Raw genomic sequence first — 15,704 nt, 5'->3', positions numbered from 1 at the left:
TTGGATTTCCCTATGAAAGTCAGCGTATTGGTGCCTGTCTACAATCTGGCGCGCTTCATCGAACCCTGCCTGCTCAGCCTGCTCGAGCAGCAAACGGATTTCGAGTTCGAGGTGATCGCCATCGATGACGGCTCGAATGATGACTCCTGGGCTATCTTGCAGCGGCTGGCGCGGCAGTGGCCGACACTGCGCATTCTGCAGAACGAACAGAACATGGGGCTGGCCAAGACCCAGAAGCGGTTGCTTGCAGAGGCAAGGGGTGACTATCTCGCCTATGTGGATGGGGATGATCTGGCCCTGCCGGACAAGCTGCAGCGCCAGGCCGAGTATCTGGATGCACACCCGGGTTGCACCCTCTGCTACCACGAAGCCGAGATGTTCGATGATGAGACAGGGGCACGGATCAAGTTGTTTACCCGTGACTACTACAACAGCCGGCATCTCGAACCCGTGATGACGCGAGAGGCCTTGATCCGGTTCGGGGTCTTCGTCAATGCCAGCTCCATCATGTTTCGGCGCTATGAGGGGATGGAAAATGCCATCGACGAGGGGTGCAAGATCATCCTCGATTACCCCTGGCATATTCTGAATCTCTCTCTCAACCCGGGAACCCTCGACTTTATCCCCGAGCTGCTGGGACGTTATCGCTTCCACACCCAGAGCTTTGGCGGGCAGACCCGCAAATCGGCCGAGCGCCGTGAGCAGTCGCTGCGCGACCTGCTGCGGGCTTGCGACAATGCCGGTGACTTTGGCGCCGATCCTGTGACCATTGCCCAGGGGCGTGCCCATCACTACTACTCTGCCGCGCTCTATTTCTTGCGGCAGGGAGACTACGCCCGTTTTCTCAACCTGCTTGAGCAGTCGGTGAGCGAGGTGGCCACGCTGGCACCGGGCTGGTTTTTCGACGAGCGGCACCAGCTGGCGTGGGAGGGGCGCACCAATCCGGCCGGCGTTGTGCAACAACTGTTTGGAGATGCAGCGTGAGTTATCAGGCGATTGTCATCGGAGCCGGGCTGTCCGGCGCCGTCATGGCGGAGCGAATGGCCAGCCAGCTTGGCTGGAAGGTACTGGTGCTGGAACAGCGCGACCATATAGGCGGCAACTGCTTCGACGAGTATGACGAGCATGGGGTGCTGATCCATCGCTATGGACCGCACCTGTTTCATACCGACAAGCGGGAAGTGTGGGATTACCTGTCGCAGTTTACCGCCTGGCGGCCTTACGAGCATCGTGTGCTGTCACGGATCGATGGTCAGTTGGTGCCCATCCCGTTCAACCTGACCAGCATAGAGCGTTGCTTCCCGGCCGAGAAGGCAGCGGCCATGATTGAGGCTCTTCAGGCCAGGTTCGGTGAGGGGGCCAGAGTGCCCATCATGGCACTGCGGCAGGAAGCTGAGCCCCTGCTGGCTGAGCTGGCCCAGTTCATCTATGAGCGTGCCTTCGTCAACTACACCAGCAAGCAGTGGGGTGTATCACCAGAGCAGGTCTCGCCCGAGGTCACTGCGCGAGTGCCGGTCGTCGTCAATCGTGATGACCGTTACTTCATCGATCCCTGGCAGGCGGTGCCCGAGCAGGGCTACACCGCCATGTTCGAGCGCATGCTGGCGAACCCCTTGATTGAGGTCAGGCTCTCCACCCCCATGGGATCCCATGTTTGCCTGGATTGGCAACAGAAACGGATACTGCTGGATGGCGTGCCTTTTGCCGGACCCTTGGTCTATACCGGCATGCTGGATCAGCTGATGCCGGAGGATCACTATGATCTGCCGTATCGCTCGCTGCGCTTTGAGCACTGTCATCTGCCGCAAGCCCAATTTCAGCCGGTGACCACGGTCAATTACCCGAATGAAGAGGCCTATACCCGCATCACCGAATTCAAGCATCTGACAGGGCAGCAACATCCCGGTACCAGCATTGTTTATGAATATCCCTGTGCCTATGCGCCAGGGCAGGGGCTGGAGCCTTACTACCCGCTGTTTACCGATATGGCCAAACAGAATTATCAGGCTTGCCGCGATGAGTTGGCCCAGTTCCCGCAATTGATTGCCCTGGGGCGCCTTGCCGAATATCGCTATTTTGATATGGATGATGCGGTGGATAATGCGTTGCAAAACTTCAGGTGCCTGCGTTTATCGCCTAGGGAGGGAGTTGAGTGAGTCGTTATCTATCTGAATTGAATGCAGCTCTACAATCTCAGTCGATCACTGCCATTTCATGTGATGTATTCGATACCCTGATCTTCCGTCATGCCGGGACAGTCGAGCAACTCTGGCAACAGCTGGCAGTAAAGGCTTACCAGTTAGGTATTCTTTGCAATGACGATCCCGATGCCTTTGTGGAATACCGTAAAGAGGCTGAATCGATGGCGCGGCGTCAGATGATGCAGCGAGAAGGTCACAGAGAGGTACGGCTAGAGCACATCTATGCTTGCTGGCACAGCGCGCAGGGGGAGCTGTTGACCCAGCTGGAGCTGCAGTTGGAATACGACAACTGGCGGCTTAACTCGGTTCTGGCAGATTGGCTGGTCAGTCAGCAACAGCGTGGCCTTTTGATCGTGCTGCTCTCCGATATGTATTTGCCTGCCAGTCTGGTGCAGCGTTTCTTCAGTGCCAAGGCTCCGCAGCTGTTGCTGCACGAGATCTATATTTCCGGCGAATATCAGGCCAGCAAACAGGATGGCCGACTGTATCAGCGTCTGTTGGCCGCCCAGCAATGGCAGCCCGAATCGGTATTGCACATTGGGGATGACAAGATTGCCGACCTGCAGATGGCAAAGGCCTCCGGGCTAAGTGCCTGTCATGTCGGTTTGGGGGATGATTACCTGGCTCAATTGAAATACGAGCAACGTTTGTTTCCTCTTTGCATTCCAGGCTTGGAGCGATTGCGGCGGCAATGGCGCTGGTTGAATGATGGCTCGGCCAGTTCAGGAATATCCAGTCGTGTCTATGCGCCGCTGCTCTACGCATTTGCTCGCTGGCTTATCGTTTGCTGTCAGCAACAGGGGGTCTCCACGTTGTTCTGCCTGTTGCGTGAAGGAGATGTCATCGCACGTCTTATTCAGCAAATTTCTGGGCATACGCTGACTGTCAAGACGCTGGCAGTCTCCCGGCGTTCCAGCTTTCTGCCCAGTCGAAAGTGGTCGCTGGATCTTGTGCAGCAGCTCTGTGAGCGCCGCGGATATACGCTGGCCGAATTGCTTGAGGATCTGGGACTTGAGTGTTCACCGAGGTGGTTCCAGCACCGGCTTTGTACCTTGTCTGCGCTGGTACAAACTCCACTTTGGAGTGAGGTGCTGAGCTGGTTGGAACGTGTCCGGCCGCAGATTGTTGCCCACTTGCAGCAGCAGCGGCAGTGGTTGCTGCAATACCTTGTGCAGCAGGGGGTAAAAAACGCGCCTGAGATCGCCATTCTCGACTGGGGGTGTGGTGGCAGCCTGTTGCAAAATCTCCATCAGCTGGCGGGGCTGGATGACGTCACCTACTTCATGTTCTATGCCAGTCCGCGTGCGAGCCGGGTGGCATTGAGTCAAAAACTGCATGTGTTTCAGCCTGCGGCGTGCAAAGTATGGGCAACTCAACTGGCTGCTTATCCGGAAGTGAGCGAGATTCTGCTTAATGGTGTTCTTAATTCAACCCGGGCGTATCAGCGGGAGGATGGGGGGGGAATCACTCCTGTCGGCGTGCTACGGCCAGATGAATCTATTCGGCATGGGGTTGATCTGGATAACTTCACCAAAACGATTTTGTCCTGGGGGAAACTAGCCACAGAAGCGGGTTGGCTTGAACAGGGGCCATCCTTATCTGATCGACAGCACTTTGTTGCCATCCTGTACCGTCTGATTATTTATCCAATATGGCAAGAAGCGTGCATTCTGGCTGATTTACCTATTCCTCTGGCCGCAGGGGAAAGCACCCCCTTAGTGTCACAACGCGACATCATGTCGCTCAAAGATAGTGTCAGCTCAGGTGAACAAGCATACCAGCTTTTATTGGATGGAGTTCATCCTATCCTCCAGACCTGTTTTTGGTATCCAGGTACCGTGGCTCTTGCATTCCCGGATCAATTGCAGCTTTGTGGAGAGTTGGCCACCTACCAAGATGATGAGAAGGTGGCTCCTTTGTTGCTGCAGCTCTTGCAAGAAAAGAACATAGATGAAACGGCGCTTTACGGAGCCGGAGACCTAGGATTGCGAGTTTATGATGTTTTAATAAAACATGGTATTCGCGTAACCCATATTATCGACCGAAGAGCAGATCGAGGCTCTTTATATATGAATGGTATCAAGGTTATTACACTGGCTGAGGCGTCAAATCTGAATTTAAAAACCTATAGCGTAGCGTCTAGAGCATTCTGCAATGAAATAATTAGGTCAATAAAGTCGACCTATGATAATTCCTCGCGTGTCGTAGATATATTCACTTATAAAGGCTGCGTTTAAATGAAGAACAAAAAAAATCAACTGGTGACAATTGTTATTCCTTGTTATCAACAAGGGCATTTGCTCTCTCGTGCATTACGCTCTGTACAGCGTCAAACATATGATGCTATTGAAGTCATCATTGTTGATGATGGAAGTGAACCTGCGATAAACATCGAACAAGAGGAATACAGTTTTCCACTGGTCTTATTGAAGCAAAAAAACCAAGGCTTATCAGCAGCTCGTAATACTGGATTGAAAGCGGCAAACGGCAGTTATATCAAGTTTCTTGATTCGGATGATGAGCTATTACCAGAATGTATTGCTAATCAAGTAGCCATGATGGCATCGGAGAATACAATTGGCTGTATTGGATTTCGTGAGGTAAACGAAGATACGGGAAAAGAAGCTGATATTATTCCTGCATTTGGTGATGCTTTATCGGCATTGTTAATAGTGAATATTGGTCCTCCTCATATCTATCTATTCCGGACAAATGAAGTCCGTGCCTGTGGGGGCTTTTCTCAAGACAGCCGTGTAGATGGTGGTCATGAAGACTATGATTTTATTTTGCGAAGAGTAATTCAAGGGGCTGAGCTAATCACGCATCATTCGGTAGGTGTAGTTTATTATCGCCGAGAAGGTTCTATGTCAACGGTAAGAGACCGGATGGATAAAACACGTGCCGCTGTATGGTCATATAATGTTAATCAATATTTAACTCATTCATTTAAGTTAACTGATTTTAATGTAGTCCTGACCGCTCTTTGCAATATACTCAGGGTTACAATGCAAGAGTATAGGTCTAATCTTTGTTCAGTTATTATAAAACTTGAAAATATAGTGAAGTATGGCAAGATAGAAATGGATAGTACGAGCCAGAACTTTATTGTAGAACACCTTCGTAGTTTTCCTGAGTCCCGCGTGTTGGCTGAGTTGCTTTCGGCTAAGAAAGCACTGAATACAGCCAATACGACGTTACATCCACAATCAATTATTGATCATCGTGTGACACTGATGCAGGCGTTCAATGGCTTTAGCGATCAATATATTATCGATGTAATGAAAATGGCAGCCAAACACAAGGATAAACTTGCAATATATGGTGCTGGTGAGATAGGTAAACGTTTGGTTAGAATAATTTCTGCAGCTGGATTCAAACCTGTAGCCATTTATGATAAGAGCTGGCGTGCTATAAGTTCAATAGATAGTGTAGCGGTGTCTGCCCCCTCTTCGATAGACGAAAATAGTTGCACCGGAATAGTAATTGCGTCTTTTGCCTACAAGAGTGAGATCAGAATGTATATCGAAGAACGATCAAAATCGATCGAGCTGCTGTAGTTATTTTGATATAAATCGACCATAAGGAAATAACATGGATATGGATCTACCTCTAGGTAAGGGGATCAGAATTATATCGGTTGATATCTTTGACACTTTGCTTCTTAGAAACGGATATAGCGAAGAGCGACGTTTTATGTTGGCAGCTAAAAAGATAAAAGAGCTATGCCCAGAAATAAAAAGCAATGTGCGAGATATTTTTATATCTAGATACATGTCTCATCATTGGTTATACCGTTTATATCAACAAAAACAACTTAATAAAGAGCCAACTATCCAAGAGATTCTTGGTGTTCAGTTATCTATGTTGGGTGATGACTTGATTAGCCTGCAGAAGTTATTAGATGCAGAATTAGCAGTTGAGAGTGACGTCTTAGCATTGAATGAAGACCTATATAGTTGGCTGAAGGCGCAAGCCCAACGCGGTATCAAAGTTGTTTTTTTTAGCGACATGTATCTGTCAACAGAAATTATCAACACATTGTTATTGAGGAATAGTGTGGATCTTCCATTCGATCTATTTGTCAGTTGTGAGTCTGGGGTATCTAAACACCAAGGCACCGCTTTCCCTTGGTTAAGTAATAAATATAACGTGAGCGCTGAAGAAATATTGCATCTCGGTGATAACTATTCGGCCGATTATAACAATGCAATTGCCGCAGGCGTAAACGCATTACATACACCGCGAAGTGCTAAGTTCTATATTCTCGAAGATGCATTCAAATGGTTTGATAAACTATGGTTAAGGAGTAATGCGTATGCCTAATAAAGAAGTTTACACTCATGGATTTTATGATGATCAGGCCATGGCTTCGTATCGTTCTGCAGAGTGTGTATTGAAACACATGCTGTCACTGTTTCCTGGTATTCAGTCAGTCATAGATGTTGGATGCGGAACAGGATCTTGGCTTTCCGCGGCTCAAAATCTCGGAATAAATAAAATATACGGGATGGAGGGTTCTCCGGCTGCTAAAGATATGTTGATGATTCCTGATGATAATTGGCATGCTGTCGATGTTACAAAGCCTTTCAATTGTGGACAACGGTTTGACTTGGCTATGTCACTGGAGGTTGCAGAACATCTTCCCTTCGAGAAACACGGCGTATTTATCGAGAATATAATTCAGCATAGTGATCTTGTTCTTTTCTCGGCTGCGATTCCCTATCAAGGGGGAACCGGTCATCAAACTGAAAACTGGCCATCCTATTGGGCTCAGCTGTTTAGCTCTAAGGGTTTCCGATGCTATGATTTACTTCGCCACCGAATTTGGAATCAACGAGGTATCAATTTTTGGTATAAGCAAAATTTGTTAGTGTTTATTCGTGAAGGCGCAGAAGAAAAATTCAATATGAAAATTGAATCATCCATAGAGAGCCCTATATCTATCATTCATCCAGAGCTATATCTGTGGGCGATTAACAGAGCTGGAGGTATTACCAACGCTGAATATAATAGAGATCTTGCATATTATCTTCGTGTGAAAGATTTAGATCCAAATGTGCTCAGTGAAGAGGTAACATATGGAGATAAGTATAACAATGAATTCTGAAAATGTATATGCGGAGATATTTGGACCGTATTTTTTAGCGTGGTGTCAGCGACTACATAGCCTGGCAGAAATGTATGGCTCGCAGGGAAAAACAAAATTGTATTTTTCGACACGAGCCGGCTACGTCTTATATAAATTTTTCTCTGCATATGTCAAACAGAGAAATATTAACCAAACATATCAGTGTGAATTATTTCCTGTTTCAAGATTGGCCGCTATAAAGGCAGGGTTTGGAGAAGAACCCATGTGGACTGGCCATCTCTGTAATAGCGTATTCTATGGAAAGACCTTAAACTATTTAATAACTCGACTGGGGCGTGACTCCGAGTACTTTGATGTTAGTACATACCTTCAATTAGTGCCAAAAAAATTGCAAGAGAAGATTATCACCCCAGGTGTTATAAAAGAATGGTTTGAAATAGATGAAGCCTTACCTATAGAGCAGCAAATTTCTTCCTATTTTAAACAACAAAAAATGAAACTGGACTGTATTATTAATTCTGGTGATGACATCAATGTCATTATAGTCGACTCAGGATTATACGGCTTGACAGTGGAATTGTTGGCGGGTTTGTATCCACATAAAAATGTAGTAGGGGCATTCGTATATCTTTCAAACTACAATAAGGTTAGACCTGTAACACATCTCGATAAGTGCTACGGATTGATGGGAGAAGCGCAAAAAGCAAACTATAAACATCCTCATACCTGTGTCTTGCGGCATTGGCATCTTATTGAAGAATTACTGGAACCATCAGGGATTCCATCTTTGACTGAATATACGGATAAAGTAATGATTCGTGAGTATGTGAGTGATGATGATCGAATTAATTCGATCATTGATTTCATTGAAAGTGGCGAGAAAAAAAATCTAAATCGTATTTTAAATAGACTAAACTATTTTCTTGCAAATCCATCAATTGCGGTTGTCCGGTGTCTGTCACCTAATAGAAGAAAAAATGATGTCAATGATGAATCAATGCATGTGATTATTCCACATGACCTAGAAGTAAAGCTGCGTGAAAGAGATAAGTTGAGGCGATTTCGATATGGAATTATTAAAAGATCGCTATGGCGAGAGGGGCAGTATACGCAGAGTTATGGATTTATTGGTAGAGCAGTTAACGTTTTTAAATTATTGCGTGAAATAGTGCTTCCATAAGATGGAATATAAATATTGATGGGAAAAGAATCGCCACACTTAATGATAGACTTTGTCAGGAAATCCAATACATTGGTGTCCTACAATGTCAATGGTACCAACCCAGAAGATTTTAAAGTTTGTTTTGATAAAGCATGTGTTGCATTGAGAGTATTAGGGAAAAACGCAAGACTTGTTGCATTCAGATTCTATCCATCAGCATATGCACATCAGTTAGTCGATATCTTGAAGCAACTTCACCATTATAGGGATAATCGTTTTATACCTTTTGCGTTGATCACTTATGAGGAGTTCATCGCCACTCCAGAGTGGTATCAGCAAAACTTCAAGGATCTAAATGTATTTATATGTTGTGGTGATCATATAAAACACTTTGATTTTATTTATGCTGCGGTAATGTTGGAAAACTATATGACATATAAATCCAATCTACCGAAGCAAGTATATAAAATAGGAGTGACACATGGGATTGATGTTGACCTTGATATGTCTCTATACTTATTTGGTGGTGCATATGAATTTGATTATCTGCTAACTGCAAAAAGTATAAATTGTTATGACCCTGAACAGCTGATAAAACGATGTTATGCAAAATGTCTAATGCTTCATCAAGCTCCATCAGTTTCTTTAGTGCCTTTTGGAGTGCCAAAGCTAGATCAGTTTCTTGATTTATTAAAAGAAAAAAAAATAAAAGCTACTAGTATTGTCTATCATTTGTCGCACTTTTCTATGGAGGAAGATTGGGTCGTTGACTATATTCGTCCAACGATAGAGTTTATTCTCACTAACTTTCCAAACAATAAGTTAATATTTAGACCGTATCCAAAATATAAAAATAATCAACTAATCCTTGATATCGTTGAACACTTCTCAGCATTCAAGAACTTTTTCTACAGTACAGATAGTAGCTATGTTGTCGATTACTCTGATGCTGCAGTAATGGTTACACATAGAGCTTATCAAGATCATATATTTATTGCATCCGGCGGATATGGAGTTATTTTTTCACCATTATCTGGTAAATTTTCATTGCCGGCCATTGATAGATTGAAAGAAAGGGAATATATCGCCTGCACATATTCTAAACTCAAAGAATATATCAATACCGCATTGTCTTCAACGCAGACTCTTAGTTATAAAAACCGATACGAATATGCAAAAAAATCAGGAGTTCCACATATTGGTTGTTCAATAAAGTTCTTGGCCAGCTTACTCTCTTCAGACGAATTGAATAACAATGAATTTTCCAAGTTCTCTCTTGCAACAAGTAAGCATCTGTCAGCAGAAATTTTATTAAGGTATTATTCGCTGTTTGTTCAACAACCGTTTCATAAATTTGCACTATTATTAGTAGATGAATTTCCTGAACGGGCTGAGTTTCTTTTATTCCTAGCTGAAGCATGTCGGCGTTGTTTTAGCTATGAAGGTGAATATTGGTCTCTTGCTTTTCGTGCTCTTTATAGATTAATTCACCACCACCAATTTACATCACCTTTGCAAGCCAGTGCATGTAGATGGTGGCAACAATATGGTAGTGACTTGTTCATTGCACACTGGACGGAGTTGAAACAACGGAACTTAGAGTGTAGTGATGAAGAGCTGAAGTGTTATAATTATTTTTCTAGTGTTGATGATTATTCCACTGTAATCCAGTCATCATATCTTGTTGAGTCTTTAGATGATGGGACTATATTGAAGTCTGGGATTCTTTCACTATATTGTGCCGGTGAAATTGCTGACGGTTTTTTAAACTGGAATATTTCATCCGGTGGTAATTTTAAAATTAACTATATCTTTGACTCTTCTGAAGATAAAGTGGGTAAACCATTCCATGGTATGACAGTATTGCCAGGGCAGTCTATAGTAGACATCATTGATATTGAGTCTAGTGACCTGCTTATCTGTTCGCATAAATATTTCCTAGATATTTACATCTATCTGAGAACAGAATTACAATTTCGAGGGGGCATATATCTTTGGCATGATCATTATATATCTACCAATTTCAGCAAATTGTCTGATGATGTGTAATTGAGGTTATAAAGATGATAAACAACGAGCCATTCAGCTATCTTGAATTTGGTAGTATAGATCCTGCTACTGGTAAGCGTTGCATATATGATTACAAAGATCATGATAAAGCGTATGAATGGTTGATGCATGCGAGGTATTCTAATGACATCTATGCATATAAGAAAATGCTGAAAGAGCTATCCCATGCAGACCATGAACGAATGCTCAATATCTATCAAAACGAGATCCATCATCATGACGATTTCATAGTTAACAATAATAAGCTATTAGCTCTTGAAGTCGCTGGTAATTCGTTCTTTGAATTAGGTCAGACGTTGTTTGGGTGCATCGATGCTATGTCATTCATCCAGAAGTTTAACTTTAAATACTTAGGCATTACTTCTCCATGTATATTAGGCGATGTTTTGTGGCAGGGGGTTGATATTTCTGAGTTCTTCAACTTCACAGCGCTTCAACTGCATAATGATTATCATGTTAGTGTTGTGAATGAGCTGAATATAATCCAACCTGACCAAGATGTATTTTTTGCTAAGGGTATTACATTGCTTTATGCGGTTCGGAGTGCTGATGAGTTATTTAATCTAACTCGGAGAAAGAAAATTTCTATATTCGATTATTCATTTAGCATGAGCAATGATATTTCAACCCAAATAGGTACTGGTAAAAATGTAAAGTATCTATCAAAACGTGAATTCCTTTCTTTTTACGAAATGGTGAAAATGGAGGGGAAAGACATATGGATTAGAAATAATGCCGGCGTTAGAAATAATGGGAAGTCGTTTTATTTTGAAGCGATGGTGTGCTGTGCTGAGCTTTCAGAAAAATATATCAAGAGACAAGTAGATTGGATCAATGCCTTCAGGGAACAACCTGAAGAAATTTTGACGCTTGCCCATCGGAACGATGATGAATACTGGTCTTGGACAAAACTGGATGCTGTGCTAGATAAGATATAGGAGCAATATATATGGTTATATGGCTAGTTGGATTATCTGGTTCAGGTAAATCGACAATTGGACAGGCTTTACATAAGCGGATGAAGTTGGTCAATACGGCAACAGTTTTTATTGATGGAGATGAAATTAGAGAAATATTTCAACATAATGATGCGACTCGTGATTATTCAGAGCAAGGCCGTCGAATTAGTGCAGAACGCATGCATGAGCTCTGTGGGTGGTTAGATCGGCAAGGTATCGATGTAGTATGTTGTGTGATCTCTATGTTTCCTGATATTGTTACAATGAATCGCGATAGGTATACTGAGTTTTATGAAGTATTTATTGATGTAGATGTAGATGTGCTAATTTCTCGTGACAATAAAAATCTATATCGTCCAGCTTTGAAGGGAATAAAAAAAAATGTCGTTGGTATGGATATCCATTACAATGCTCCAGTTAATCCAGATATGGTGATAAAAAATAGTTTTAATTCAGATGATATTGTTGCTTATGCAGATGATATTTATAAAATGGTGACTAAATAGACAATGTACAAGTATCAATACGCAAGCGGTGATCTACTAGCCAATCCCCAAACTTACCAATACTCTGAATGTATTGGTACTGAGTTTATAGATGCTTGGACTACCCATCGAGCTGATATTATTTCGTCACTACCAGCACCATCTGTTCCAAGTTTGCAGCCTATGACTCGACCTATGACTCGAACAGTCGATTTCGGTGATACCGTATCCTCTCTATACCTGGTGATTTATTTTTTACGCAATAAAAATCCACTGGATAAAGAAATTGATAACTATGTATGGATGTTGGTTAGAAAATTTGAGGTAAGCAAAAGATTATACGAAGCATATGATAATATATTTCCTAACAAAGCGGTGAAGACCTCCGATTTTAGTAACTATTCAGTATATCTATTGTTTGCTGAGAGTTTGGTTAGGTCATGTCAGTTGATGGGAAATGATACTAGAAAACTAAACTGCTTACTTAAAGTATGTGATACTTTATGTTCAGCAGTTAAAATGTTTAGTGTTCAGCAACGGGCTCAACTGTCGTGGATACTAAAAGAAGAAAAAATTTGCATTATCCGTCTTATCGACAGGAGTTAATATGTTGCCAAATCGAACATTTGTAATGCTATGTGCCAGAACTGCACGCAGTAGTGCGTATGTTCAGGCACTTGCTGCTGCGGGAATAGTACCTGCAATTGTAATTATTTATGGTAAAAAATCCTCAAACATTCATAGTCGACGTCAACTCGACAGTCGTCTTTTTAATTGTTCGGTATGGTTACCAGATCTATCAATTGAGCTCGAGTCAACACTTTCGCGACTCGGGTGGCGTTATCTCTGCTGTGATGAAATAGAACTTAGTTCAGAATCGTTGTATTCCATTCTTAATATTCAAAAGATGGACTTGTTGGTTTATTCCGGATATGGTGGACAAATAGTCCCAGCATCAATTCTCTCATTGACTAAGGTATTACATATTCACTCTGGTTTGCTTCCTGAATATCGCGGTAGTACCACTTTATATTATCAGGTACTAGACCAGCAACAATGTGCTGCGAGTGCAATATTTCTTGACGAGAATATTGATACTGGACCAATTTTACTTAGAAAAATGTATCCGTTACCTCCTGAAAATATCGATGTTGATTATCTCTATGACAGTGCGATACGAGCTGATCTGCTCGTTGATTATATGAGGGGGTGGATAACTGGCGATAAAGAATACAGCTCTGAATCCCAAGTTGAAGTAAACCAACCCTATTATGTTATTCACCCTTTACTTAAGCACATTGCGTTATCTTTGTGCGATAAAGGAGGAGATAAATATGATTAGTCATCAGGGTGGATTTGTCTTTGGTACTAAAGCTGAAACTTTAACCAGTCTCAGACCGATCGTGAAGTCGTCTAAAGTATTACCTATTTTCTATTTCAATGTTGGTCAATGGAATACTGATAAACCTTGGGTTCTAGACTCAATTAATTTGATGGGAAATTATGACGCATTAATTATTAGAAGTAGTGCACAAAATGAAGATGGATTTCAGCACTCCATGGCCGGTGCATTTACAAGCCTTTTAAATGTACCAGCTAATGATCAGGTAGCTGTTATAAATGCCATTCAACAGGTTATTGCATCTTTTGGCTCTAACTCGAATGTCAATAATCAGGTGCTTGTTCAACCCATGTTAGCGAAGCCACAAATGAGTGGTGTGGTAATGACGCATGATTTTGAACATGGTGCGCCTTACTACGTTATTAACTACGATGATGAAAGTGGCCGTACTGATACGATCACAGGGGGGACTGGTGTTCAAAAGACAGTTCTTATTTATCGCAATACTGACTCATCTATTTTCCGCTCTTCACGTATCCAGTCTATCTTAGCTGCGGTCAAAGAACTGGAGTTGATCTGTTCAAGTGTTCCTCTCGATATTGAATTCGCTGTTGATGATAAAGATGATGTTTATATATTCCAGGTAAGACGTATCACCCTGTACAACATCTGGCATCCTGTGACGGAGCGTAGAGTTGCGCGACAATTAAATCATGTACAACGTTTCATCTCCCAACGGATGGCTCGCGATGGTGATTTATATGGTGCTACTACGTTACTTGGGGTAATGCCTGATTGGAACCCTGCTGAAATTATTGGTACAGCTCCCAGACCATTAGCAATTTCACTGTATCGGAAATTGATCACTGATTCTGCATGGAGTGAGGCTCGTAGTCTAATGGGGTATCATCATCCTGAATACAAGGCACTGATGGTTTTGTTGGGCTCTCAACCATATATTGATGTACGGAATAGTTTCAATTCCTTCCTTCCTGCAGGGCTAGATGCTTCGGTGTCTTGTTTATTAGTTGATGCATGGTTAGACAGGTTGAACCGTCATCCTGAGTTCCATGACAAGGTTGAGTTTGAAATAGTACAGACCTGTTTCGATTTTAGTTTTGAAAAAGATTTTGAAGACAGATATTCTGGGGTGTTGTCCCAAAGTCAGTTTGACGAGTATGTAGAATCTATCAAAGTGTTAACCGAAAATGCAATTCTCGGATTTGGTGTTGGCAGTTTACCTTATACATTAGAGTTGGTAAATATTATAGCAAAGCAACAGGATGTCCGTCGTTCTGTTAATTATCAACTTACCGAATTGAGTAATATTAATAGGCTATTGACCGACTGCCGAAAAAATGGGACTGTTTGTTTTTCTATTCTTGCTCGTCATGCATTTATCGCCGAAGCTATGCTGCGATCAGCTTCCAGTTGTGGAGCAATCACGAGCGAACGTTTACAAGCATGGAGGCAATCATTTAGTACGGTTACTACTGAATTAACTTCGGATTATACGGCTGTGTGTAATGGTGCTATGAGCTCAGATGATTTCTTTGCAAAGTTTGGTCATCTTCGTCCTGGTACATATGATATTACTTCTTTACGTTATGATGAACGACACGATCTATTCTCAATGGATAAGATTGCAACATGGTCATCCCATGCAGATGCGTCGTCTTCTACCTTTACTCTTTCCCATTCTGAATTGGATGCAACTCAGCAATTGATCGATTCAAGAGGCTGGGTGTTAACCTCATCTCAATTATTTGAATATGCAAAAATGGCTATTCAGGCAAGAGAGTATGCGAAGCTTATATTTACTAGAGACCTATCTGATGCACTGTTGATGTTAGTACATTGGGGGGCTGGGATGGGATTATCACGTGATGATTTATCTTATCTTGATATTTCATCTGTTCTAGATTTACTTGTTATGCATCCGTTGGATGATATGGACCGTGTATTATTGGATAAAGTAGGACGAGCAAAAGCTACATATCAGCAGTCATTATCCATCAAGTTAGGACATTTGATCACTAGTGTTAATGATGTTTTCGTCGTTCCGTTACATCGAAGCATGCCAAATTATGTTACTCATAAATGTGCGGAGGGGGTCTGCATTCGTTTAAAACAGGATACTCCGACCTCTGTGCCGCTCAATGGTAAGATTGTTTGTATTGAAAATGCTGACCCAGGTTATGACTGGATTTTTACCCGTGACATCGCTGGTTTGGTCACCCAGTTTGGGGGCGCTAATTCGCATATGGCTATTCGTTGTGCCGAGTTTGGAATCCCTGCTGCCATCGGTTGTGGAGAACAGTTATTCAATAAATTAAAAGATAACTATAAGATAGTCTTAAACTGTAAAGATAAAACCATCAATATGGTGTAGTTGA

13 protein-coding genes are annotated in these 15,704 nt (G+C 42.7%); all 13 read left to right on the top strand.

Going from position 1 to position 15,704, the window contains the following annotated elements; translation table 11 throughout:
• Window positions 1-12: 12 nt before the first annotated feature.
• Genes AACQ95_RS19035 through AACQ95_RS18975 form a run of 13 tightly spaced genes read left to right on the top strand, consistent with a single transcriptional unit; the run spans window position 13 to window position 15,700 of the window.
• Window positions 13-984, top strand: coding sequence for a glycosyltransferase family 2 protein (locus AACQ95_RS19035; RefSeq protein WP_241279356.1), 972 nt, complete (start codon window positions 13-15; stop codon window positions 982-984).
• The gene (gene glf, locus AACQ95_RS19030; RefSeq protein WP_241279355.1) at window positions 981-2,156 is read left to right on the top strand and encodes a UDP-galactopyranose mutase; all 1,176 of its coding nucleotides are present in this window, start codon (window positions 981-983) and stop codon (window positions 2,154-2,156) included. Before AACQ95_RS19035 ends, glf begins: the two co-directional genes overlap by 4 nt.
• Window positions 2,153-4,438, top strand: a complete 2,286-nt coding sequence (locus tag AACQ95_RS19025) for an HAD family hydrolase (protein ID WP_241279352.1) — start codon at window positions 2,153-2,155, stop codon at window positions 4,436-4,438. Before glf ends, AACQ95_RS19025 begins: the two co-directional genes overlap by 4 nt.
• Complete coding sequence (locus AACQ95_RS19020; protein ID WP_241279351.1) at window positions 4,439-5,758, top strand: glycosyltransferase family 2 protein; 1,320 nt, start codon at window positions 4,439-4,441, stop codon at window positions 5,756-5,758.
• A 34-nt stretch (window positions 5,759-5,792) separates the two neighbouring features.
• Entirely contained in the window at window positions 5,793-6,524 is a 732-nt protein-coding gene (locus AACQ95_RS19015; protein ID WP_241279350.1) for a hypothetical protein, read from the top strand.
• The gene (locus AACQ95_RS19010) at window positions 6,517-7,308 is read left to right on the top strand and encodes a methyltransferase domain-containing protein (protein WP_241279349.1); all 792 of its coding nucleotides are present in this window, start codon (window positions 6,517-6,519) and stop codon (window positions 7,306-7,308) included. Before AACQ95_RS19015 ends, AACQ95_RS19010 begins: the two co-directional genes overlap by 8 nt.
• A complete protein-coding gene (locus AACQ95_RS19005; RefSeq protein WP_241279348.1) occupies window positions 7,298-8,470 on the top strand; it encodes a hypothetical protein in 1,173 nt (390 codons plus the stop codon). Before AACQ95_RS19010 ends, AACQ95_RS19005 begins: the two co-directional genes overlap by 11 nt.
• 18 nt (window positions 8,471-8,488) lie before the next feature.
• Window positions 8,489-10,501, top strand: a complete 2,013-nt coding sequence (locus tag AACQ95_RS19000; protein WP_241279347.1) for a hypothetical protein — start codon at window positions 8,489-8,491, stop codon at window positions 10,499-10,501.
• Window positions 10,502-10,515: 14 nt separating this feature from the next.
• Complete coding sequence (locus tag AACQ95_RS18995) at window positions 10,516-11,460, top strand: hypothetical protein (protein ID WP_241279346.1); 945 nt, start codon at window positions 10,516-10,518, stop codon at window positions 11,458-11,460.
• A gap of 11 nt (window positions 11,461-11,471) precedes the next feature.
• A complete protein-coding gene (locus AACQ95_RS18990) occupies window positions 11,472-11,987 on the top strand; it encodes an adenylyl-sulfate kinase (RefSeq protein WP_241279345.1) in 516 nt (171 codons plus the stop codon).
• A 3-nt stretch (window positions 11,988-11,990) separates the two neighbouring features.
• Window positions 11,991-12,572, top strand: coding sequence for a hypothetical protein (locus tag AACQ95_RS18985; protein ID WP_241279344.1), 582 nt, complete (start codon window positions 11,991-11,993; stop codon window positions 12,570-12,572).
• Window position 12,573: 1 nt separating this feature from the next.
• On the top strand, window positions 12,574-13,308 hold the full coding sequence (locus AACQ95_RS18980) for a formyltransferase family protein (RefSeq protein WP_241279343.1): 735 nt from the start codon (window positions 12,574-12,576) through the stop codon (window positions 13,306-13,308).
• Window positions 13,301-15,700, top strand: coding sequence for a PEP/pyruvate-binding domain-containing protein (locus tag AACQ95_RS18975; RefSeq protein ID WP_241279342.1), 2,400 nt, complete (start codon window positions 13,301-13,303; stop codon window positions 15,698-15,700). The genes AACQ95_RS18980 and AACQ95_RS18975 overlap by 8 nt, the downstream gene beginning before the upstream one ends.
• Window positions 15,701-15,704 lie beyond the last annotated feature (4 nt).

It is taken from the genome of Aeromonas sp. MR19 (assembly GCF_963899305.1).
Taxonomy (GTDB): Bacteria; Pseudomonadota; Gammaproteobacteria; order Enterobacterales; family Aeromonadaceae; genus Aeromonas; species Aeromonas bestiarum.
The sequence above is the reverse complement of the archived record's forward strand: the minus strand, read 5'-3'. Positions and strand labels throughout refer to the sequence as shown.